Raw genomic sequence first — 22,959 nt, forward strand, 5'->3', positions numbered from 1 at the left:
CCCTTGTCGTTGAAGTTGTCTTGATCATACCAACGACAGGAGGGGCTAACCACAGTGTCTCCATACTAGTAATCGGACTAACAGGCTAAGCTTGCGATGACCATTCGGAGTCTTGCGTTAGCATCAGCGCGAGTCTCTCCTCCGTGCCTGTACCAGGCGTCGGAACGAGAAAGCACCAGTGCAGTCCAGGGTCATTGTCGATGGCGGCGGCGCAATGGATCGTGAACTCCAGCTTCTGTCCGTCCGGAAGGAGATAATGGACCGGGACAGAGCTTTTTTGCCGAATTTCATGCCACTCCCAAAAACGTAAGAAGTCCTCGCTGTTCCGTCTCAAAAGCTCGAATCGTTCCATGTACATCGGGTTGTCTTTGTTATGCTCGAAGCCTGCCCGAATTAATGCTGTCATGTAACGGGCAAACTCTTCCCAATTCACAAGTCTTTTCGGGTACTCCGGATCTAGAAACAGCAGCGTCACCATATTTCGTTCACCTTCCGGCAGGCGACCGAAATCCGCAATAACGAGCTCTGCCCCCCGATTCCAAACGATCATATCGGCAACTTCATTCGCGATGAAAGAAGGATAACGCAATTGATCCACAAGGTTTTGCAGAAATACGGCGTCGGGTTTTTCTGGCTTCGGTGCCATACTAGAACGGACCGGATCGGGTGCGGCCAGATCGAATAAGTGCTTCCGCTCGTCCTCGTCCAGCCGCAGCGCTTGGCTAATTTGGGACAACACATCAGGGGAAGGATTCTTCTCTCGGCCCTGCTCCAGCCAGGTATAGTAAGTTACACTGACATTGGCAAGATAGGCGACTTCCTCCCTTCGAAGCCCAGGGGTACGCCTTCGGCCGGGGAATGGCTTGATTCCCACTTCTTCAGGCTGAAGCCGATATCGGCGCGTTTTGATAAATTCGCCTAATGCGGATGAGAAACGTCGGCTCTCCATATCACTCATACCTCCCTTATTCGGCATTCGGTATACATGGAGTATACTCGTTGACCTCATATCACCAATCCCGCCGCAGCGAGAACAGCTCCCGCAGCGCATCCGTCGACAGCTCGGTAATCCAGCCCTCCGAGCTGGTAATGACGTTGTCGCTTAGCTGCTGCTTGTTCTCCAGCATCTCGTCAATGCGTTCCTCAAGGGTGCCGAGCGAGATGAATTTATGCACCTGCACGTCGCGCGTTTGGCCCATTCGGTAGGCTCGGTCGGTCGCCTGGTTCTCGACGGCCGGGTTCCACCAGCGGTCGAAGTGGAAGACGTGGTTCGCCGCGGTCAAGTTAAGCCCGACGCCTCCCGCCTTGAGGGAAAGGATGAACACGTTCGGCTGCTCGGACGGCGGAAGGTCGCGCGACTGGAATTGTTCAACCATCCGGTCCCGCTGCGTCTTCGGCGTGCTTCCGTTAAGGTACAGCACGGGTTCGCCCAGCTCGCGCTGCAGGACATCCTGAATCATCTTGCCCATGCCAATGTATTGCGTGAAGATGAGGCAGCGCTCGTCCGCCTCGCGCAGCTCCTTGACCATCGCCAATAGCCTCTCGAGCTTAGAGGAGCGGGCGACGATCGCTTCCGTCGGTAAAGGGCCATCCTCCGGCTCCGTTCCCGTATCCTCATCCAGCAGAGCCGGATGGTCGCAAGCCTGCTTGAGCCGCGTCAGCGCCCCGAGAATCGCGCCTTTGCGCTGAATGCCGTCGAGCTTCTTCAGCTTCTCGAGCAGCTCCTTGACGCAATTGTCGTACAAGGCCGCTTGCTCGGAGGTAAGCGGAACATACGTCTTCATCTCGTTTTTGTCCGGCAGGTCGAGCTGGATGGCGGGATCCTTCTTCTTGCGCCGCAGCATGAACGGTTTCACTAGCCGCTTGAGCTCCGCCGTGCGACGCCCGTCCTGATCGCGCTCGATCGGGATTGCGAAGCGGTCCTGGAACGCCTTGGCGGTCCCAAGGTACGTGGGCACGGTAAAATCGTAAATCGACCATAGCTCCGCCAGCCGATTCTCGATCGGCGTCCCGGTGAGAGCGATGCGATGGAGCGCGGGAAAGCTCTTGACCGCCGCGGCCTGCTTGGTCCCGGCGTTCTTAATATTCTGTGCTTCGTCCAAGCAGACGGCGCCCCATTGGAACGCGGCCAGCGTCTCCTGGTCGAGCGAGGCGGTAGCGAAGGAGGTCAGTACGACGTCAACGCTGCGTGCTTCCTTCCGGAACGCGTCGCCGCTCTTGCGCCCGGAGCCGTAATGCATGGCCACCCGCAGCGACGGGGCGAAGCGGGATATCTCCTTTTGCCAATTGCCGAGTACCGAGGTGGGGCAGACGATCAGCGAAGGGAGCCGCATGCCTTCATCCGCCTGCTCCTTGGCGTGCAGCAGGTAGGTAATCAGCTGGACCGTCTTGCCGAGGCCCATGTCGTCCGCAAGAACGGCCCCGAGCCCGAAGCGCCGGAGAAAAGCAAGCCAGGCGAACCCGTCCTGCTGGTAGCTGCGCAGCTCGGCGCGCAGACCGGCCGGCGGATCGATCCGAGGCCATTCGCTCTGCTGATTGATCTTGGCGAACAGTCCGGTCAAATGAGCGTCGAGCTCGACTTCGAGTTCCACGCGGGCGGCAGCGGCCCCGAATGTCTCCGCGCCGGCGTCCGTCGCTGCGCCATCCGCGTCGCCGTCCGATTGGCCCTGCGAAAGCAGATGCAATTGCAGCACATCCTGGAAGCTCAATCCCTGGCTCTTGTCCATGCCTTCCATCATGCGGCGGATCTGGGCGATGAGCGCCGGGTCGAGCACGATCCAGCGGTCCCGGAACTTCACGAGACGCTCCCCTCGCGCGAGCAGCTCGTCGAATTCCTCTTCGTTCAGGTCGGCGTCGCCGATGGAGATGCGCCAGTTGAAGCTCAGAATCGCTTCCAGACCGAATAAAGACTTGCCGCCGCCGCGCTTCTTCTTGGACTCCTCCTCCGACTGCACCGCCGCGCGCAGCCGCGGCTTCTTGCGGCTGGCGGCTTCCCACCATGCGGGCAGCAGGACTTGCCAGCCGGCTTCGAGCAGCCGTCGGCTGTCCTCGTTCAGGAACCGCCAGGCCGCCTCGTCGTCAAGCGGTTTGCCGAGAACATCGTCGCCGCGCGACAGCCGATCGTGCGGAAGGCTGGCCCGCAGCCGTTCTAGCCAGCCGTGCGAGCGGCTGCGGATGGCTTCCGCCCACGCGTCGGGCCACTTGCCTGCCGCCGAGCCGTCGTCGCCGAGCCGCACCTTTCGGAGCTTGGCCGGATCGCTCTTGTCCTGCAGCACGAGCCGCAGCCGCCAGCGGGAGTACTCGTCGCCCTCCCACGGCTCCATGAGCTGCAGCAGGGGACGGAACGGCGCGACATCCGCTTTCCAGCCGATCTGCACAAGCCAAGCCTCGTCATCGAGTCCCGCCGCCCTAGCCGCCGCGTTCTCGCGCGCGAACAGAGCCGGGAATTCCCGGCGCAGATCCGCCTCGTCCGGCTCCGTACCGTAGAAGCGGCTCGTCACGGCCGCCGAGAAGGCCGCCTTCAGCCCCTCGTGCGCCTCATCGCTCCAGCCGCCGCGCTTCAGGTCCAGTTCGTCGCGGCGCGCCTGTCCGAAGGTCGCTCCGATTGCAGCCGCATCCCAGCTCCAGCGCAGGGAGCCTCTGCGGTAAGCCGCAAGGTCGGGCGCGTACAGCCCTTTCTCCAGGCACTCGCTAAGGAGCGGCGCCAATGCGGCTAGGCGCGCGGCATCGTCTTCCCACTTCCACTCGATATGCGTGAGGAGCGGCCCCGAGGCGAAGAAGGCAATGACCTCTTCGGCGGGCAGCACGACGGCCTCGAGCTCCCCGACTTTGACGAGCTCCAGCTCGGTGCCGTAGAAGGACGGTTCGTGCCAGGCGAACAGGCGATGCTTCAGCTGGGGTCCGGTCCACTCCCGCAGCGAATCCGGGTCCGCAAAGAACAACGCGTCCCCATGCGAAGTCAGCACCATTCGAACCGCGATCGTATCCAGATTATAGGCAGTAGTCTGTGTCATGAAATGAGCCCTCCCTTCCGCAGTTCTTCCTGGAGGGCCCGCAGCCGGTTATTCCGGCTGGTGAATGTCTCCATGTACGCCTCCCACCGCTGCTCGCGCTTTAGCTTCTTGTACAGCTTGGCCAGCCGTTTGAGCAGCTTGACCGCCCGTTTGTAGCCGTCGCGGTTTTTGAGCAACACGTATTTCTCCACGCCTTGGTGGTAGAACGGCAGCAGCGCCTCCGGCGCCTCCTTCTCGATGGGCTGCAAATCCTTCGCTCGAAAGTCGAGCGGATCGCTGCCGAGGCTAAGCTGGTAATCGATCCACTGCCGATAGCGGCCATAGCGCATTAGGCTTTCCTCGTACAGGCTGCCGGAGTAGGGAAGGAGGCTCGTAATCGCCCTCCACATGTTCCCCTCGACCTCCGGCAATTGCAAGGTAACGGCATCCCAGTAGCGTCCATAAGTATCCAGACTGCCGGGGGTGCGACCGACCCGCTCGGTTGCGCAGTGGGTCAGCCAAGCCTCTAGCCGGCTCCATTCGCCAGCCTCCTCCAGCACGCGCAGAAAACGGAATACATGCCCGGGCTTTAGCCGATGCCGCTCCGCTGCTTCGAGCAGTCGCCAAGCCGCTTGATCCTCTTGCAGCCAGAAGTGAATCCAAGCGCGGGCGACGAGCGGGAAAAGCTTGTTTTCCTTGCCGGTTCCCTCGGCCAAATGCGCGAGCTCCTCCTTAAACAGACGAGGCCTGTCCGTAGCGGATGCTACCAGGATCAGCCATAGCTCCACATAAATATCCAGATAGGCTGGGGGGAACCATGTATTCGAGGTTGCCGTATCGCGAATATAGGCAGCCGTCTCCAGTAGCCGCCCCTGTTGCTTGACCGCGATCTCCGGCGGCAAGTTATGGAGTTGGCTTTCGATTGCATGCAGCGTCTCGGATGCCGCTATCCGGGCGAAGTGGCCCATGTGGCGGTCGGTCGATTGCCTTCCAAGCAAGAATAGGCCGACGTTCAGCTCGAACAGCCAGGCTTCTTCGGGCGTGAACTTCGCCATGAAGGGGTGCACCATGGAGCGGACCTCGGTGCCATAATTGATATCGTACGGGGTGTTCGCCGCTTCCCGGGCGCAGCTGGCGATCAGTTCCTGCCACTGGACAACGCTCAGCCCGGTCGGCGAATTCGAATTTATTTTCGTCATGATGGCAGTTATTCCTTTCCCCGGCTTAGGCGGCATTGAAGTTGGTTGTAAACCGTGTTACTCTAACAGCGCAATACATCTAATAATAGCCACTATTTTAGTGATAAAGAAAGGTCATACGATGATAAAAGTCGATAACTTATCCTTCTCGTTTCCGCAGAAGGAGCTATATAACAACATTTCATTTACGTTAGAAGAAGGCCAACATTGCGCTTTTATCGGAACAAGCGGCAGTGGGAAAAGCACGTTAATAGATATTCTGTTGGATCCGGAAAAGTATCTTTATGATGGAAAGCTAGAGACGGACCCCGACTGCAAGATTGGATATGTAAGTCAGTTCCCAGAACTAGACGAAGCGAAAGAAACAACCGTTTTTGAATATTTAGCAGAACCATTTATAAAGCTTCAGAACGAGATTCAATCGATTTGCACGGAAATGGAAACCTCGACCGATCTAGAACCATTACTGGAAAAGTATCAACAGGCTTTAGACTCATTGGATGCCATGGGCGGGGATGATTTTGAGAGCAACATTCATAAACAGCTAAATGCGGCGAACCTGATGAAACGAAGAGATAGCAAGGCAGCCGACCTAAGCGGCGGGGAATTCAAGCTTATTCAAGTGATGAAGGAAATGCTGAACCGTCCCGACCTCATGATTATGGACGAGCCCGATGTATTCCTAGACTTCGAAAACCTAAACGCGCTTAAACAACTTATCAATTCGTACAAAGGCATGCTGTTGGTTGTTACGCACAACCGCTATTTACTGAATCATTGTTTCAACAAAATTATACACCTCGAAAATACGGAGATCCAAGAGTTTGATGGACGATATATCGAGTATAACTTCGCATTGCTTCAGACGAAAGTCGAGCTGCAAGAGCTCGCGGTCGCCGAACAAGAAGAGATGGAGAGAAACGATACGATCATCAACAATCTTAGAGTGATCGCCACGTATAATTCAAACGCTTCAAGAGGAAGAGCGTTAAGAGCTAGAGTCAGATTTCAAGAACGACTGGAAGCGCGTCGAATTAAAGCTCCATTCGTTGAGATTAAACAACCGAATATCCGTTTTGTCATGGATGATGAAATGGAAGACACTACCGTTGTAAGTGTCCATCATTACAGCGTTGGCTTTGATGAGCTGCTGCTGGACCATGTTAGCTTTGAGATAAAATCTACGGATAAAGTAGCTATTATCGGCGCAAACGGTACAGGGAAAACGACTTTGCTTCGAGATGTATACAACAATAACCATGCTTCAATTGAAGTCAATGCCGATGCTAAAATGGCTTATTTATCTCAGTTCCAAGGTGAAATGCTAAAGGACGCTAATACCATACTAGAAGAATTCATCGACGCAGGGTTTAAAACGTACGATGAGATTGAATTGTATCTTTCAAGCTATGGCTTTGAAGAAGAAATCCTTCGTCAAAAGATAGGGTCTCTTTCCGGCGGAGAAAAAAATTTACTGCAATTGGCCAAGGTTTCTGCCAGCAAAGCAAACGTATTGCTTCTGGATGAACCGACAAGCCATCTAGACACCTATGCACAACTAGCGTTGGAGAAAGCCATTGGAGAATTTAAAGGCGCGATTCTCATGATTTCCCACGATTTCTATTCGGTTGTGAACGGTATGGATTATGTATTCATTATCGAAGATAAGACAATTAGAAAAATGACGGTGCCGGAGTTTAGAGAGATGATCTATGCGAATCATTTTGATGAAGACTACTTGGAAATGGAACAAAAGAAAAAATCGGTTGAAATGAAAATAGAAGGGGCTTTAAAAGATACGAATTTCGAACTTGCAAAGGGATTGCTTGAAGAGCTGGAAGAACTGATTAAACGGCTTTAAACGACAGCCCTCGAATAGTAAACCAAACAAACCACTCCATTCCCGGAAGTGGTTTGTTTGAATTCCGCATCCCCAATTATAGGCAGTTTAATGATACAATTACGGGACTAGATTACGGCGAGTACGGAGGGATGCGCATGGAAGACCATCCGAATCGAAACAAAGAGCAAGAACATGAGAATGACCACCTGTATGAAGACGAGGAGTGGGACTTGGAATCGGAAGAGGAAGAGGATGACGACGGGGGTTCATCGGCGGGCCGACGGAAGTGGATCCGAAATACGATCATATTCCTGCTCGTGGCCGCTCTAGTCGGAAATATAGTGGCCTTCTGGCCGCAAATCTACAACATGAAGACGCTGCCCCTCTTGTTCGAGTCGAAGGAATTATCCAATCAAGCCGAAATCCAAAGGTATAAAGAAGCGGTTGTTACGGTTAGCACGGACAAAGGCAAGGGCACCGGATTCCACATAGACGGCGGCTACATAGTGACCAACTATCACGTCATTGAAGATAGCGGTTATATTATCGTGCAATTCCCGGAGCAAAGTCAGGGTTATAAAGCAGTGCTGTCGGGCAGCGATCCGGATTTGGATATCGCCATACTGAAGGCGGACATCGGGGATGGGCGGCTGCCGTTCATTGAAGTCGAGCGAGACAACAAGCAGTGGGAGCCTGATGAACCAATCTACGTGATTGGCAATCCTCTTCATTTCACGCAAATCGCCATCGAAGGCACGATTATCGGCTTGGTCCCGATTCAAGACCGCCAGACGCCAGTCATGGCACTTGATGCGCCGGTCTATAGCGGCAATAGCGGCTCTCCCGTCATTAACAAGCGCGGCAAAGCCATCGCCGTTGTATTCGCCACTGGCGATGTCCAGCATCAAGACCAAATGATAGAGGCCGGTTTGGCCATACCTGTTGCCGACATGGAGACCCTGCTACGAGCTTCGCTGCCACCAGCAGAATAATAGGGGAACTTATCTCGACCGAACGAATGGACATGTGAGAGGAGTAATCGGACGGATGATATCGAAAGGAAACAATGAGGGAAGTATGGCTAGCGACCAAACCTATACGATCGGGCACGTCTCTCGAATCTGTGGAATTTCCATTCAAACGTTGAGGTATTACGATAAACTCGGGTTAATTTGCCCCAGCCGGACAGACCCCTTCACTCAATATCGATACTATTCGAATATGGATATACTGTTGATCAAAATCGTACAAGATTTAAAAGGCTACCGTTTCTCTTTAGAGGAGATAAGCAACATTTTGAAACAGAAAGGGATTGAAGGGCTAACGGAGGCCTTGAAAGGAAAAAAGCAGGAGATACTGGCGGAAATCGAACGGCTTCAAGCAACAGCAGCTTCCATGGAGAGGCGACTGGAACAGCTGGATAGCCTGAGAGGCTTAAATAAAAAGCTTGGTTATGGAGGGCTATTGATTGATTTGAAGCAAATGGCGGATCGTACTGTCGCTTTCGAAAGAAGGCGGGCGGAATGTAGTATGGAGGCGTCCATTGTGCGATTTACGCAGCTATTCGATAAGCTTGAAGCGAATGAATTGACTGCGCAGGGACCTATCATGTGCATCTATCATGAGAACTTGCTAACGTTCAATAGAATGGATTCGGATATAGAGGTGTGCATCCCCCTTCTATCCGAGGTTCCCGATCACCCCTTCGTGCGAACATTGCCCAAAGGCGCGTACATAACGGCAACCTACAGCGGCCCACCCAACGAAAATTCTTGCAAGAATGTTTATCGGCATCTCCTCGAGTGGATGGATCGTCATGGGTATGCGGAAAGCGGGCCTGCAATAGAGCAATATGTTATTGATTTAAGTCAAATGCGTGACCCAAGCGAGTTTATCGTGGAGCTGCAAATTCCTGTCCACCCGGTATTGACCCTATAGCCGCTATAGGGTTTATTCTGATTTCAATACTAATGGGTCTAGGGGGAATATATGCATGCATGTCATATTAGGGACAGGGCCGCTCGGCCGATCGGTTATGAAGGAGCTTCAGATGAGAGGGGAGCCGTACCGGATCGTAAATTCTTCGGGTCGATATCCATGGACAGAACACATATCTGTCGAAAAGGCAGATCTGATGGATGTAAATCAAGCTAAATCGGCTATTGCGGGGGCATCAGTTGTGTATCAGTGCGTACAACCCCCGTACCATAAGTGGAGCTCTTTGTTTGAACGACTGCAGGAGAATATCATAGAAGCCGCGAAGGCGGCAAACGCCAAACTGGTCGCGGCAGAAAATATGTACATGTACGGGGAGGCCAAAGGTGAAATTCACGAGGAACTGCCGTATGTCGCAGCAACGAAGAAAGGCAGAATTCGCGCAAAACTTGCAGAGAGGTTGCTTGATTTGCATCGCCGGGGAGAGCTGCAGGTCGTAATCGGTCGTGGATCTGATTTCTACGGGCCAGGGGTTACGAACTCGTCTGCAGGCAGCATGATGTTTCGACCGCTTGTGTCAGGTAAACCAGTGTCCATACTGGGCAAGCTGGATGTGAAGCATACCTATACGTATATTGAGGATTTCGGCAAAGCGCTAGTTACGCTCGGGCAAACAGATAATGCCTATGGAGAGGCATGGCATGTTCCGAATTCGAAAACGGTAACGGTAAGGGAATTTGTAGAACTGGCCGCGCAGCTTGCAGGGGTCAAGGCAACAATCAAGCCCATGGGCAAAGGGATGCTTCGCATCGGTGGTCTTTTCATGCCGACAGCCAGGGAAAGCATTGAAATGTTTTACCAATTTGAAAAAGATTTTGTGATTAGTAATCGAAAATATACAGAACGATTTGGACAGCCAGCTACCCCGCTTGATGTAGCATTAGCCGCAACTGTCGAGTGGTATCGTAAACAAATATAGGCGGCGGTTTACCGTCATTGAAAGATGTTGACAAACCAATCGTTTCCAAGTAGCTTAGAAGCTAAGATAAAGGCAATGTAACCGAAGGGTTCAACCTCGCTGTGTTCAGGGGTTGGGCCCTTTTTTGTTTAACGGGTCGGCCAGCCTGGGAATGGCGTTGGGGAAACGCTGCGGGTACCGATTAAACGTAAAGGGGTTGCGCAGATTCATGCCAGTAAAGGGAGCTCAAGGGGTAAAGTTCGTTTATATCGCTCAAGATCACGTTCAAAGCGTTGCGGTGGCGGGGACCTTCAATAGCTGGAACCATCAAGCCGATTATATGCAACAAACGGGAGAACGCCGCTGGGAGCTGGAGCGGAGCATTGCGAAAGGCAGGCATCTGTACAAGTTTGTCGTTAACGGCGAGGAGTGGATCGTGGATCCGCAAAATCCGAATATTTCGGAAGACGGGCAGAATAACTCTGCGATGACGGTTACGGAAAACGGAGAGGTTCTCATACGGACAACCGACATCTCCGCGCGTAACCCTGGGTTTATGTACAAAAACTATTCGGCCCTAGAGAGTCCGGAATGGATCAGAAAAGCGGTCATATACGAGCTTCACCTCCGAGCGTTCAACGAAAATGGTTTTACTGGACTTGCGGAGAAGATTGGGTACTTCAAACAGCTTGGAGTGAACGTGCTGTGGATCATGCCTTTTGGGCTGGTCGGAGAGCAAAAGAGGATTGGTAAACATGGCGATCCTTACGCCATACGAGATTATTACTCCATCGATCCATCCTTCGGAACGGCTGAGGAGCTAAAGGCCATGATTAACGAAGCGCATGCCAATGGCATTCGAGTCATCATGGATTGGGTCATGAACCGGGGAAGCGTTGACCATATCTTGACGGAAACGCATCCTGAATATTTTACGCGGAACGAGAACGATGAGGTTTATTACGAGGTTCCGAACAGGGATTATTTTGCGGGGCTGAATTTCGACCATCCGGACCTAAGACGATATATCAAAAAAGCGATGAGCTACTGGTTCGCCGAGTTTCAATTCGATGGTTTCCGATTGGATGATTCGGATATTACGCCATCCGCTTTTTTAACCGAAATCAGGAATGAACTCGGGCAGAACGGACGGGAGTTTGTTCTTATTTCACAGTCCTATGACGAATATCATCATGTGGATTCCTGCGATTTGACTTATGATGGCAGTCTGAGATTAATGATCAAGGCTGTAGCTGAGGGAGCCTTATCGCAGAAGGATGTTATTAAGATATATCATTCTTATACATACAGCTTCCCGAGAGGCTCGTTAAGAATGCGATGGCTCGAAGAGAAGGAGCTCTCCAGGGTCGCCGAATATCTTGGGCCAAAGTTAGCTAAGCCTGCGGCTACCCTATTATTGACCGTTGAGGGTGTTCCTTTCCTTATGATGGGGCAGGAGTTTAACGAAAGAACGTTCAACACATGGAAATCCTTGTTTGATGATTACCAGTTAGACTGGACTCCATTTGATCAAGAGCTGTTTGAACACTATCGCTTTTTAATTCGATTGCGAACGGAACACGCTGCATTTTGGAATGGTGAGCTCATCTTTATCAAGAACAATCAAGACAAAGTACTGTCCTATATCAGGAAAAGCAAGGATGAGGAGTTTCTCGTTATGGTAAGCTTCTCGGAGGACCCGCTTGTTCTCGAGTTTGAGGAGAAGAATATCGCAGATCGAATCACCGGAGCGGCTAAACAGGTCGTATACCGGTCCGGAGGTGCTAACCCCGGGAATGAGCATCACGCGCCTGATTGGCGAATGGAACCGTATGAAAGTTTGATTTATCGAATCCAATAAAATGATTTTTCCATGCATTCAATTTCATATAATTTAACTGTTACTGGAATATTCTTCACGAATAACCAACCAATGATTGTTGACAGCCTTCTACCTCCTATATCATAATTTAATTAATTAAATAACACCTCACGCTAGTGGTGAGGTAGAGGCGCGGTATTTAACAGTTTGCAGATGAGCTTGAGAGGCGATGAAGCTGCGAAGAAGGAAATTCCGCCGAAGTGGGTAATATGCTCGGTATTACTTGCTGGGCTTGCAGTTAAGAGCTGCAAGACTGTCTCAATGAATCTCCCAGTTCATTGAGTTGAGCTATCTCCAAAGGGAAGCGGAGGCGTGAATGGTACTATGAAATAGTGCGGCCTGAGCTCATCTCGGGTCGCTTTTTTTGTTTGGTTTTAGCTTACAGTATAAGGGGAAAAGACGATGAAGAAGACAAAACTATTTTCGATGATGCTGATTTCCGCGATGATTATGGTTAGCGGGTGCGGTGCAAACGACGCAAGTTCAAACAGCTCCGGTTCCAATGATTCCAATGCCACGGCAAAAGAGACGTTCAAGGTTGGAATGGAAGCGGGTTATGCGCCATTCAACTGGAGTCAAAACGATAATTCCAACGGAGCTGTCAGCATCTCTGGAAGCGCTGAATTTGCCGGCGGTTATGATGTGGAGATCGCGAAGAAGATAGCAGAAGGCTTGGGCAAGGAGCTTGAGATTGTAAAGACCGAGTGGGATGGACTCGTCCCATCTCTAACTTCGGGCAAAATCGATGCGATTATTGCCGGAATGTCCCCTACCGCGGAGCGTAAGGAGACGATCGACTTCTCCGACAACTATTACAAATCGAACCTAGTGATGGTCGTGAAAAAAGGCGGGAAGTATGAAGGGGCGACTTCCATTCAAGACTTTGGCGGGGCGAACATTACCGCGCAGCTGAACACCTTCCACTATTCGGTTATCGACCAAATTAACGGTGTGTCCAAGAAAGCCGCGATGGACAACTTTCCGGCGATGAGAGTAGCGCTGGAGTCCGGGATGATTGACGGTTACGTCTCCGAGCGCCCGGAGGCTGTGAGTGCTTCGGCAGCCAACGAAAACTTCGCGATGGTAGAATTCAAGGATGGCTTCCAAACCTCCGAGGATGACACGGCGATTGCGGTCGGCCTTGCGAAGGGCAGCGAATATACGGCGAAAATCAATGAAATTCTAAAAGGCATTTCTGAAGATGAGCGCACAAGCATTATGGATACGGCAATAAAAAATCAACCTGCGGCAAAATAAGAAAACGGGAAACCGGCTGTATTCCATACAGTCGGTTTTGTAATTCAAGCATGGAGGAATAGACATGAGCTTTGATTGGATTGTCCGAATTGTAGAAGAGAACTGGCAGATGTTTCTTCGCGGGGCAGGGCTAACGCTATTTATTGCTTTAGTGGGAACGATAGTTGGCGCTGTCATCGGCTTATTGGCGGGCGTGTTAAGAACGATCCCTACGCCAAGGAATATCGCGCAGCGCTTATTGCTTAAGACGGTAAATTTCCTTTGTACGGTGTATATAGAGGTGTTTCGCGGAACCCCGATGATCGTGCAGGCTATGGTCATTTTTTACGGTTCGGCGTTAGCTTTCAATCTGAATTTAGATGTGTTGGTGGCGGCCTTAATTGTCGTGTCCATTAATACAGGCGCCTATATGGCGGAAATTGTTCGCGGCGGGATCATGTCCATTGATAAAGGGCAGTTCGAAGCGGCTGATGCGATAGGCATGAACCATATGCAGAAGATGGTTAACGTTATTTTACCGCAGGCTATTCGCAATATTTTACCGGCAACGGGCAATCAATTCGTGATCAATATTAAAGATACATCCGTTCTTAACGTGATTTCCGTTTCCGAGCTGTATTTCGTGACGAAGTCCGTGGCGGGCAACAACTTCCGTTATTTTGAATCCTTCTTTGTCGCATGTGTTCTTTATTTCGTCATGACCTTCACCGTCACGAGAATATTGCTCTATGTCGAGAAGAAGATGAATGGTTCCAAGAGCTACAAGATCATAGCGGCAAGATCAGAAAGAGGTGAGCTTGGCAAATGACGAAAGTCATCGACATTCAAAATGTGAATAAAAGCTACGGCGCCAACGAAGTGCTTAAGGATATCCGATTTTCTGTCCATCATGGCGAAGTGGTCAGCATTATAGGCTCCTCGGGATCGGGGAAGTCGACATTGCTGCGATGCATCAACCTTCTGGAGATCCCCAGCGGCGGTCAAATCTACTACCGTGGACAAAATATATTGGATGGGAATCATCACATTCCCTCCTACCGCACAAAGCTCGGGATGGTGTTCCAGCAATTCAACCTGTTCGAAAATCATAATGTGCTAAGCAATTGCGTTGTGGGTCAGGTCAAAGTATTGAAACGCTCCAAGGAAGAAGCGGAGCAAGTCGCTAGAAAATATTTAAAGGTAGTCGGCATGGAGAGTTATGTTCATGCTAAGCCTAAGCAATTGTCAGGCGGTCAGAAGCAGCGCGTAGCCATTGCGAGAGCTTTATCGATGGAGCCTGATGTGATGTTATTCGACGAGCCTACATCCGCGCTTGATCCCGAGATGGTAGGCGAGGTGCTCAAGGTGATGAAGGAGTTAGCGGAAACTGGGCTGACGATGCTCATTGTCACCCATGAGATGGATTTCGCGAGGGAAGTGTCGGACCGGGTAGTCTTTATGGATAAAGGCGTTATCGCGGAAGAAGGAACGCCTGAGCAAATTTTTAACCATCCGCAGCAAGAGCGCACGAAGGAGTTTCTAAAGAGAACATTGGCTAATCATGGTCGAATCTAATGTCGATGAGCAAGCTGGGCGCTGGTTTGGAATACTGGCGAAACATATGGAGAAAAATATATCCTAACATGTCGTGCAAGGCGATATGTACAGCTTACGGTTATGTCAAACGAGGTATGGAGCGTGGCTGCAAATGCCCAAAAATTACAAAATTCATAAAGATGAATTTCATAATAGTAAGAACACCGAACAATTACTCGACCATCTGCAAAGAAGATATGAAGATTTTGAGTTCGTTCAAAAGATATTCAATGTAGGGTATTGGGAGTATGACTTTCAAAAAGATGCTACTACATGGTCTAAACAACTATTCACTATACATGGAATAGAAGATGACTTTTCTATGAGCTTTGATCAATTTTATACCCTTATACACCCTGATGACCGTACACGAACAATCGAAAGATTCAACGCTGCTCTTGATGATAAAACGGGGTACGAAATCGAATTTCGAATCGTCCATCCTGATGGGGAAATACGAAACGTGGTTCAAGTCACCGAGTTTGTAGTGAATGAGCTTAATGAGTTAACCCGAATCGTTGGCGTCGTTCAGGATACTACTGTGCATAAGAAGCTTCAGCTAAGCTTGATAGAGGAAGAGCAATATTATAAGTCCCTGTTTGATAATAATCCTGACTCGGTATTTTCGTTTGATCTTCAAGGGAATTTTTTATCCTGGAACCCTGCTTTTTTAGAAACTTTTGCTGTAAAGGAAGAAGAGATTTTACATCAGAATTATCAAGCTTTTGTGGAACCAGCTTCTAGTGAAAAAACGAATCATTTCTTCTTGGAAACGATACGAACCCGTACTCCGCAAAATTATGAAACGACAGGTATTCATAAAGACGGATCTATTCTTGAATTTAACGTGACCAATATCCCCATCGTCATTAATAATGAATTAGTAGGGGTTTACGGGATAGCCAAAAATATTACAGCCCAAAAAGCAGTGGAGCGTTCATTAATAGATGCAGAGACCAAATATCGAAGCTTGGTTGAGCAGTCGATTGTTGGCGTATTTATTGCCGTGGAGGGAACCTTCATCTATTCGAATCCACACTTAAATAAGATGATGGGTTATGATACGATAACAGATCTGAAGGTACTAAGTCTTATACACCCCGAAGATCGACAAAGAGTGATAGATGAAATATCATCCTTAGCTGAAGGCGAATCTATACAAAACTATCATCACAGAGGCATTAAGCGAGACGGATCCATCATCATTATCGAGGTTCATTATAAGAAAGTTCTTCATCAGGGCAAGCCGGCGACAATCGGCACCGTTCTAGATGTAACGGAACGAAAGCAAACAGAGGAATTAAATCAATTTTTGGCTTATCATGATTATTTAACGACGCTTCCTAATCGGAGGATGTTCGAGGTGCAATTGGATCAACGCTTGAAAAATAGTCGAGATGCGAGCAAAAAGGTTGTTGTCATGTTAATCGATTTGGATCGGTTTAAATATGTAAATGATACACTTGGACATTCCATCGGCGATGTATTATTACAGCACTTTGCCCGAAGAGTGCAGGAATGTTTACAGGCAGGTCAGACGGTTTATCGTCTTGGCGGCGATGAGTTTTGCATCGTTATGTCTGAAGTGAACCATCATGATGAAATTAGACGGCTTGCCGACAAGCTGGCACAGTTAACTAAAGTTGATTTTGTAATAGATGGATACGATCTTCATGTCACGATCAGCATAGGCATCAGTATGTCGCCTGAGGATGGGAGTACGGTGGAGACTTTATTCAAAAATGCGGATACGGCCTTGTATGTGGCTAAGTCTCAAGGGAGGGACCAGATTCAATATTACTCCGCATCTACGGATTTGCAATCTTTCAAGCATTTTAATTTAAGCAACGATCTCCGAAAAGCGCTGGACAAGAAGGAATTTTTCCTTATGTACATGCCTCGTGTCGATTCGCAAACAACGAAGATTGTTGGGGTAGAGGCTTTGATTAGATGGACGCATCCTGAATGGGGCCTGATCTCTCCTGCTGAGTTCATACCGATTGCAGAAGAAACGGGACTTATTGTTCCAATAGGCGAATGGGTATTACGTGAAGCTTGCAGGCAAAATAAAAGTTGGCAAGATCAAGGCTTTAAACCCATTACCACTTCGGTCAACTTTTCCGTAAAACAATTAATAAGGCCAAACATTTTGCAAACCATAGATAACATTATTGAAGAAACGGGAATAGCCGCGGGGCAGTTGGAAATTGAAATTACAGAAAGTTCATTCATCAGCAATGAATTCGAAGTGACTCAGCTGCTATCCGAATTGAAAAAAAGGAACATCAAGGTCTCCTTAGACGACTTCGGAACCGGATATTCTTCTTTATATTTATTGAAGCAGCTAACCTTGGATACATTGAAAATAGACCGATCCTTTGTGGAGGAAATCCTTACGGATTCAGTGAATCGGAGCATTATTCAATGCATTCTGACCTTGGCTAAAGAATTGGATATGAACGTTGTGGCGGAGGGTGTAGAGACCGCCGAGCAATATGCTCTGTTGAAAGAGCTGCAATGCGATGAGATTCAAGGCTACTATTTCAGTCGTCCTCTGCATGTTGAGGCATTTGCCAAGCTGTTGAGAGATAACAACATGACATGATGCGGTAATCGGCAAACCTGTGCCTGTTTGGAAAACCGTCACCCTATGGCGGCATCATAATGCGCTAATCGAGGCCATCCACCTAGGATGGCTTTTCGCCTTTCAATGGCCTGATTTCCCGATTTTAGAGAAATTTTCGAATTGCTTTCGAGGGACTTTAGACTCCTCCTTTAGACTAAGGTTGTAGGCGAGAGAGAGGCCATACCACCTTAAAGGAGAGAATGAAAAATGAAAAAGAAAAGCAAATTCATCATGATAGGCTCGGCGGTTGGCGCAATGACACTATTTACGGCGACGGCTTTCGCGTATAGCCCGAACACGGAAGGCTACGATGCGTTCAAGGCGGTGCTGAAAGCGAACCATGCGTCGGGGGATACAATCGAGAGCGCGACGGTGGGCGGAAACTTCAGCATTACGGTTGACGGCGAAACGGTGCTGAAGGCGGACGGCTCAGGGAAGATGGGGGAAGTCGGCGGCATGGAAAACGTCAGCGGCGACCTCGACTTCACGCTCATGGGCGTCGAACGACAAGCCAGCCTGTACAGCAGTGGCGATGACAAGGTTTATCTCGTAGACCGGACGCATGATTTGCATTACCAGGTGATCAACGTGGATGATGAACACACCGGCGAACACCACGATTGGTCGGAGGAGGAGTTCCAGGATCGTCCGATGAACAAAGCGGAAGAAGCGCTCCTCGATTTTCTAGTCGGCGACCTGAAGGATAACTTCAGCGTGGCGAACCAGGCGGACGGCTCGAAGACGATTACGGTCGATATCAGCAAGGAAGACATTCCGCTTCCAGTACGCTTGCTGATGGATGCGGCATCGGCTGAGGAACGGGTTGGTCGCGCGCATGCGCCGGAAGCGCATGCGGAGTGGGAGCAGCTTAAGCAGCTTCCTTTCTTCCAAGGACTTGAGGGAATCGACCTGGAAGAGCAATTGCCTGAGCTAACCGAAGACGTTGCCATTGAACATGTGCGGCTGCAAATGACGGTCGATGCGAATAACGAGGTACAAGGCGTGCAAGGCGAGCTTGAAGTAAGCGGCAAGGATGAGGCGGGCGTCACCCACCGCGTGGAAATCGAAGGCGCAGGCGAAGTTAGCGGCATCAATGCTACGACGCCGGAGGCGTACGACCCTGCCGGCAAGTCCGTGGAAATCATCGACGCCGCAACGTTCGACGACCGCAGCTAACGCAATTGACCTCGGGAGGACCATACCTATGTTTGAAGTAAACGATCTGACGAAGGTCTACCCCGGCGGTCGCGGCATCCAAGGGCTGAACCTCACCGTGCGTTCCGGTGAGGTTGTCGCCTTATTGGGACCGAACGGCGCCGGGAAGACGACGGCGCTGCAGGCGATGGCCGGCTGGATCGGGATAGACCGCGGGGAAGCATGCTGGAACGGCGCCTCCGTCGCCGACCGGCCCGAGCTGACGAGGCCGCACATGGGCCTGATGATCGGGGAGCCGTCCCCGTATCTCTATCTCACGGGATATGACTATTTGAAGTGCTACCATAAGCTATACCCGGGTGTCGACGAAGCGCGCATCCGGCAGACGTTGGAGCTCGTTGGCATGACGAAGCACTGGAACCTGAAGATCAAGAAGTACTCCACCGGCATGAAGCAGCGGCTCGAGCTGGCCAGCGTGCTGCTCCACCGGCCGAAGCTGCTGCTGCTCGATGAGCCTTTCTCGGGCATGGACATCGAGGGCAGGCGGGAAATCTCGATGATGCTGCGCGGCCTTGTGGAGGGCACGGGGATGAGCGTCATCGTGTCGTCGCATCAGGTACACGACATCGAAGACTGGATCACGCATGCTTGCATCGTTTACGAAGGGCGGCATGTCCACACGGCGGACATCGCGCGGATTCGGGCATCGTATGCAGGAGTGGAAGATTATTATTTGCATCATCTCGCACAGGAAAGGAGTGGAGCCGCCGTATGATCGCGCAGATAAATAACCTCGCCGCAGAGGAGCTGCGCAAGCTGTTCCGCGGAGGCAAGCTGAAGGCTCTGCTGCTGCTTTCCTTCATTATTGGCGTTCTCTTCGTCTTTATCGGCGACCGTCTTGGACTCGATGACAACCTGCCGCTGTCGGCAATCGAGCTGCTGCTCGCGGCTATACTCCCTTTTCTCATGGTGACGCTCGGCAGCGACCTCATGATTGGCGAATTCAAGGGGGCAATCAAGCATGCGCTGAAGCTGCCGATTAGCCGGGAGTTTCTCTTCATGGGCAAATTGTTCGCGGGGTGGGCGGCAGGTGCCTTAATTGTCCTGTTTATGTTCCTGCCGACGTTTATTGGAGACCTCATCCTTCACGGCTTGCCTGCAGCGTCCTCGCTTGGGGCGGGTATAGCGGAGCTTGGCGGCGCGATCCTGTTCAGCGGTTTGCTGCTCGTCTTGGCGAACAGCGTGTCCCTATGGGTGGGAAGCAGCGGCGTTGGGCTGGCGGTGAGCGTCGTGCTGTGGATGGCGATGAGCGTCATCGGATTTCTTGAGCCGCAGCTGAATCGCTTCTTCGTCACGAACTACGCGGACTGGCTGCAGCCTCTCTTGTACGGGGGGGATGCCAGCATGACGGTTTCGACGTTGCTATTTATGACAGCCTACTATATCATTGGCACTATATTGGGCTTGCTGGCCTTCCAAAGAAAAGAGTTCTGACGTTATGTCCATTCGATTGAAACTAATTTTAACGTATTTATTCGGTACTATTCTGACGGCGATTATTGTGGCGATGACCGGAATTGGGCTCGTCACGGCGGTCCTCTCGTATCTCGCGAGCGGTATCGTGAAGGATCAATCCCCTGATGAAGCCTTCTCTCGGAGCATCGATCTGTTCGTGGACCTGCGTTATGCGGAGCGGTATACGCCGGAGGAGCTGACGTCCCCCGAGTTCGCGGCCTCCATAGGGGACCGGCTGCAGCCGTTCGGGGGCTTCCTTGTCGTCCGCCAAGGCGAGCGCTGGGAAAGCTACGGTGCTCTTAGCGAAGGGGAAGCGTTCCTGAGGCAGCTGCAGCTGGACGTGTCCACGGCCGGACCGCACGCCGACGACGTGTTCGTCGTGAGCGCGTGGGAGGAACGCGATTTGCTTTCGGTAGCCTACGATTTCCCTGGCATTAACGATCCTCTAACGTATTACCTGGTGGCCGATATGACGATGGCAGAGTCCAAGACGAATCGATTCGAGTTATTCGTGCTGCTCGGCATCGCAATTCTGGTCGGCATCATTCTGGTACCGCTGCTCTGGATCACGACGAGAGATATCGTAAGGCCGCTGCGGCAGCTCGAGCAGGGCTCCCGGCGCATTGCGGAAGGGGATCTGAACTTCCGTCTGGAATCCAAGGTGCGCAACGAGGTGGGAAGCGTCATTCGCTCGTACGAGAAGATGCGCAGCGAGCTGCAGCGATCGATCGACGCTCAGCTGGCGCTAGAGGAGAACCGCAAGGAGCTCATTTCGAATATTTCGCATGATTTGAAGACGCCGCTGACCTCGATCAAGGGTTATGTGGAGGGAATTCGGGTAGGCATTGCGGACGATCCAGAGAAGCTGAAGAAGTATATCGACGTGATTTATGCGAAGGCGCTCGATATGGACCGGATGATCGACGATCTGTTTCTCTTGTCGAAGCTGGATCTCGAACAGGAGCGCTTCCATATGGAGGCGGTGCCGCTGGAGTCGTTCTATCGGCAGACGATGAGCGAGCTGCAGATGGAGTATGAGAGCGCGAGCGTGCGGCTGACGGGCGAATATGAGGCGGGTCCCGATGATGTCGTGACGATGGATGTCCAGAAGATGAGGCGCGTCATGCTGAACCTTGTCGGCAATTCGGTGAAATTCATGGACAAGAAGGACCCCCATATCCACGTTTATTTCGGGCGGCAGTCGGAGGATTGGGTATTCGCGGTTACGGATAACGGACCCGGGATGGAACCGGCCGAACTGGAGCGGATCTTCGATCGTTTCTACCGCGCGGATACGAACCGGAATCAGAACGTGGCCGGCTCCGGGCTTGGCCTTGCCATCGTGAAGCAGATTGTCGCGAATCATGGCGGAGCGATTCATGCGAGAAGCGAGCCGGGACAGTCGATGACGGTGATGATTAGCATTCCGATGAATCGGAATATTAATGAAGCAGGGAGAGCGTGAGATGTCGAAGCGGAAAGTGTTAATCGTTGAGGACGATCAAGCGATCGCCGAGCTGGAGCGGGATTTTCTTGAGGTGCACGGCTATGAGGTGACCCTTCGGGCAGACGGCCGGCAGGCGCTTGAGGAGGCGCTGGAGCAAGCATACGATCTGATCATTCTGGACGTCATGCTGCCGGGCATGGACGGCTTCGATCTATTGAGGCGAATCCGGGAGACGAAGTTTATACCGGTGCTGATGGTATCCGCCCGCAAGGAGGATATCGACAAGATCCGTGGCCTCGGCTTAGGGGCGGACGATTACGTGACGAAGCCGTTCAGCCCGACGGAGCTCGTGGCGCGGGTGAAGGCGCATCTCGAACGGTATGACCGATTGACCGGTGTCGCGGCAGGCACCGGCCATTCGCATGCCCGGAAGTCGTACGAGCTGAACATTCGCGAGCTCACGATCCAGGTCGATGCGAGACGGGTCACGCTCCGCGGGGCGGAGGTTACGATGACGGCCAAAGAATTCGATCTGCTGCTGTTCCTCGCGGAAAATCCGGACCGTGTCTATTCCAAGGAGGCGCTGCTGGATCGGGTCTGGGGAATCGAGAACTATGGCGATACCGCCACGGTCACGGTCCATGTAGGGAAGATCCGGGACAAGATCCAGAAGGATCCGTCGCAGCATCAGTTTATCGAGACCGTATGGGGCGCGGGTTATCGCTTCAAGGTGTAAGTTTAGCAGGGAAGTCTCCGTGATTCGCGGGGACTTTTTTTATACCATTTGAATGGTACAAACAACCTTATAAAGGGCAACAAACAGTATCATTTTTTGACATGATTAGGGTTTATTATGAACTCAACAAGAACAAAGAAGCAAACCATATCTAAGGAGGAATGGAAATGAGTACAATTACAGGAAATGAAAAAATCGCGAAGGTTGAATCTCCTTCTATTGGAAGGATGGTCGCTTATTGGACCGTCACCAGCATTCTCGCATTCTCTATTGCATTAAGCGGTATTGGGCAATTGATGCGATTAGGGGGCAATGTCGAGTTAGTGACCGATATTGGTTTCCCGTTATATATCACGAATATTCTCGGGGCGTGGAAGTTGCTTGGCGTCATTGCGATCGTTATACCAGGCTTTCCCCGGCTTAAGGAATGGGCGTATAGCGGTATCTTCTTCCTCATGACGGGCGCGGCGCTGTCTCATGCATTCGCTCATGATTACGGCGATGGCGGATTCCATGTTATTCTCCCGCTGTTCTATGCCGCGCTTGCCATCGCCTCATGGGCGCTGCGTCCGAAAAGCCGCCGACTCTAATGGGGAGTGGATAGCTGAGCCGCTAGTAGCCCGGTGCAATTGGCAATTAAACCGGGCTGCTAGCGGCTGGTTACTTTTTACTCTATAGCTTGAGCCAGTTCAAAAATATTCCCCCATGGATCCGTAAAAAAGGCGAGGCGTCGATGGATCGCCTCTACTTCGAAGGGTTCCCCGATGATTGTAACCCCGTTTGAATCCAAATAGGCCAGCGCTTCATCCACATTGTCCACGGTCATGCAGAGGTGGTGA

Annotated in this window: 18 protein-coding genes, 2 pseudogenes and 1 riboswitch; of the genes and pseudogenes, 16 read left to right on the forward strand and 4 right to left on the reverse strand. The window is 51.4% G+C overall.

Annotated elements, in window-relative coordinates; genetic code table 11:
* Positions 1-85 precede the first annotated feature (85 nt).
* The 3 genes from NQZ67_RS16210 to NQZ67_RS16220 all read right to left on the reverse strand — a co-directional run bounded on the left by NQZ67_RS16210 (position 86) and on the right by NQZ67_RS16220 (position 5,191).
* Positions 86-949: a helix-turn-helix transcriptional regulator gene (locus NQZ67_RS16210; protein ID WP_257447837.1), complete on the reverse strand. Its 864-nt coding sequence runs from the start codon at positions 947-949 to the stop codon at positions 86-88.
* 61 nt (positions 950-1,010) lie between these two features.
* Complete coding sequence (locus tag NQZ67_RS16215) at positions 1,011-4,013, reverse strand: DEAD/DEAH box helicase (protein ID WP_257447840.1); 3,003 nt, start codon at positions 4,011-4,013, stop codon at positions 1,011-1,013.
* Complete coding sequence (locus NQZ67_RS16220) at positions 4,010-5,191, reverse strand: hypothetical protein (protein ID WP_257447843.1); 1,182 nt, start codon at positions 5,189-5,191, stop codon at positions 4,010-4,012. The genes NQZ67_RS16215 and NQZ67_RS16220 overlap by 4 nt, the downstream gene beginning before the upstream one ends.
* A 121-nt stretch (positions 5,192-5,312) precedes the next feature.
* Here NQZ67_RS16220 and NQZ67_RS16225 point away from each other — a divergent pair, with 121 nt between their 5' ends.
* The 16 genes and pseudogenes from NQZ67_RS16225 to NQZ67_RS16295 all read left to right on the forward strand — a co-directional run bounded on the left by NQZ67_RS16225 (position 5,313) and on the right by NQZ67_RS16295 (position 22,710).
* Positions 5,313-7,052 (forward strand): ABC-F family ATP-binding cassette domain-containing protein, encoded by a 1,740-nt coding sequence (locus NQZ67_RS16225; protein WP_257447845.1) that lies wholly within the window; start codon positions 5,313-5,315, stop codon positions 7,050-7,052.
* A 137-nt stretch (positions 7,053-7,189) separates the two neighbouring features.
* Entirely contained in the window at positions 7,190-8,026 is an 837-nt protein-coding gene (locus NQZ67_RS16230) for a S1 family peptidase (protein ID WP_257447846.1), read from the forward strand.
* Positions 8,027-8,081: 55 nt separating this feature from the next.
* The gene (locus tag NQZ67_RS16235; RefSeq protein WP_257447847.1) at positions 8,082-8,972 is read left to right on the forward strand and encodes a MerR family transcriptional regulator; all 891 of its coding nucleotides are present in this window, start codon (positions 8,082-8,084) and stop codon (positions 8,970-8,972) included.
* 55 nt (positions 8,973-9,027) lie between these two features.
* Positions 9,028-9,948, forward strand: a complete 921-nt coding sequence (locus NQZ67_RS16240; protein ID WP_257447848.1) for an NAD-dependent epimerase/dehydratase family protein — start codon at positions 9,028-9,030, stop codon at positions 9,946-9,948.
* Between the two features lie 208 nt (positions 9,949-10,156).
* A pseudogene (locus NQZ67_RS30665) lies at positions 10,157-10,411 on the forward strand (glycogen-binding domain-containing protein); the annotation flags it as partial.
* A gap of 72 nt (positions 10,412-10,483) precedes the next feature.
* Positions 10,484-11,788 (forward strand): alpha-amylase family glycosyl hydrolase, encoded by a 1,305-nt coding sequence (locus NQZ67_RS16245; protein WP_371825316.1) that lies wholly within the window; start codon positions 10,484-10,486, stop codon positions 11,786-11,788.
* A 138-nt stretch (positions 11,789-11,926) separates the two neighbouring features.
* A riboswitch (Lysine riboswitch) is annotated at positions 11,927-12,108 on the forward strand.
* Between the two features lie 103 nt (positions 12,109-12,211).
* Positions 12,212-13,066: a transporter substrate-binding domain-containing protein gene (locus NQZ67_RS16250; protein ID WP_257447850.1), complete on the forward strand. Its 855-nt coding sequence runs from the start codon at positions 12,212-12,214 to the stop codon at positions 13,064-13,066.
* 64 nt (positions 13,067-13,130) lie between these two features.
* Complete coding sequence (locus tag NQZ67_RS16255) at positions 13,131-13,874, forward strand: amino acid ABC transporter permease (protein WP_257447851.1); 744 nt, start codon at positions 13,131-13,133, stop codon at positions 13,872-13,874.
* Positions 13,871-14,620, forward strand: a complete 750-nt coding sequence (locus NQZ67_RS16260; protein ID WP_257447852.1) for an amino acid ABC transporter ATP-binding protein — start codon at positions 13,871-13,873, stop codon at positions 14,618-14,620. Before NQZ67_RS16255 ends, NQZ67_RS16260 begins: the two co-directional genes overlap by 4 nt.
* 133 nt (positions 14,621-14,753) lie before the next feature.
* Positions 14,754-17,246, forward strand: a complete 2,493-nt coding sequence (locus NQZ67_RS16265; protein ID WP_257447854.1) for a sensor domain-containing protein — start codon at positions 14,754-14,756, stop codon at positions 17,244-17,246.
* A gap of 228 nt (positions 17,247-17,474) precedes the next feature.
* On the forward strand, positions 17,475-18,443 hold the full coding sequence (locus tag NQZ67_RS16270) for a hypothetical protein (protein WP_257447857.1): 969 nt from the start codon (positions 17,475-17,477) through the stop codon (positions 18,441-18,443).
* A 28-nt stretch (positions 18,444-18,471) separates the two neighbouring features.
* Positions 18,472-19,197: an ABC transporter ATP-binding protein gene (locus NQZ67_RS16275; protein ID WP_257447859.1), complete on the forward strand. Its 726-nt coding sequence runs from the start codon at positions 18,472-18,474 to the stop codon at positions 19,195-19,197.
* On the forward strand, positions 19,194-19,916 hold the full coding sequence (locus NQZ67_RS16280; RefSeq protein ID WP_257447861.1) for an ABC transporter permease: 723 nt from the start codon (positions 19,194-19,196) through the stop codon (positions 19,914-19,916). The genes NQZ67_RS16275 and NQZ67_RS16280 overlap by 4 nt, the downstream gene beginning before the upstream one ends.
* Before the next feature lie 4 nt (positions 19,917-19,920).
* Positions 19,921-21,402, forward strand: coding sequence for a sensor histidine kinase (locus NQZ67_RS16285; protein ID WP_257447864.1), 1,482 nt, complete (start codon positions 19,921-19,923; stop codon positions 21,400-21,402).
* Position 21,403: 1 nt separating this feature from the next.
* Positions 21,404-22,120 (forward strand): response regulator transcription factor, encoded by a 717-nt coding sequence (locus NQZ67_RS16290; protein ID WP_257447867.1) that lies wholly within the window; start codon positions 21,404-21,406, stop codon positions 22,118-22,120.
* 167 nt (positions 22,121-22,287) lie between these two features.
* Positions 22,288-22,710 carry a DoxX family protein gene (locus tag NQZ67_RS16295; protein WP_257447871.1) on the forward strand — a complete coding sequence of 141 codons (423 nt, stop codon included), beginning with the start codon at positions 22,288-22,290 and terminating at the stop codon, positions 22,708-22,710.
* A 77-nt stretch (positions 22,711-22,787) separates the two neighbouring features.
* Here NQZ67_RS16295 and NQZ67_RS30670 read toward each other — a convergent pair.
* A pseudogene (locus NQZ67_RS30670) lies at positions 22,788-22,955 on the reverse strand (VOC family protein); the annotation flags it as partial.
* Positions 22,956-22,959 lie beyond the last annotated feature (4 nt).

The organism is Paenibacillus soyae, assembly GCF_024623455.1.
In the GTDB taxonomy this organism is placed as follows: Bacteria; Bacillota; Bacilli; order Paenibacillales; family Paenibacillaceae; genus Pristimantibacillus; species Pristimantibacillus soyae.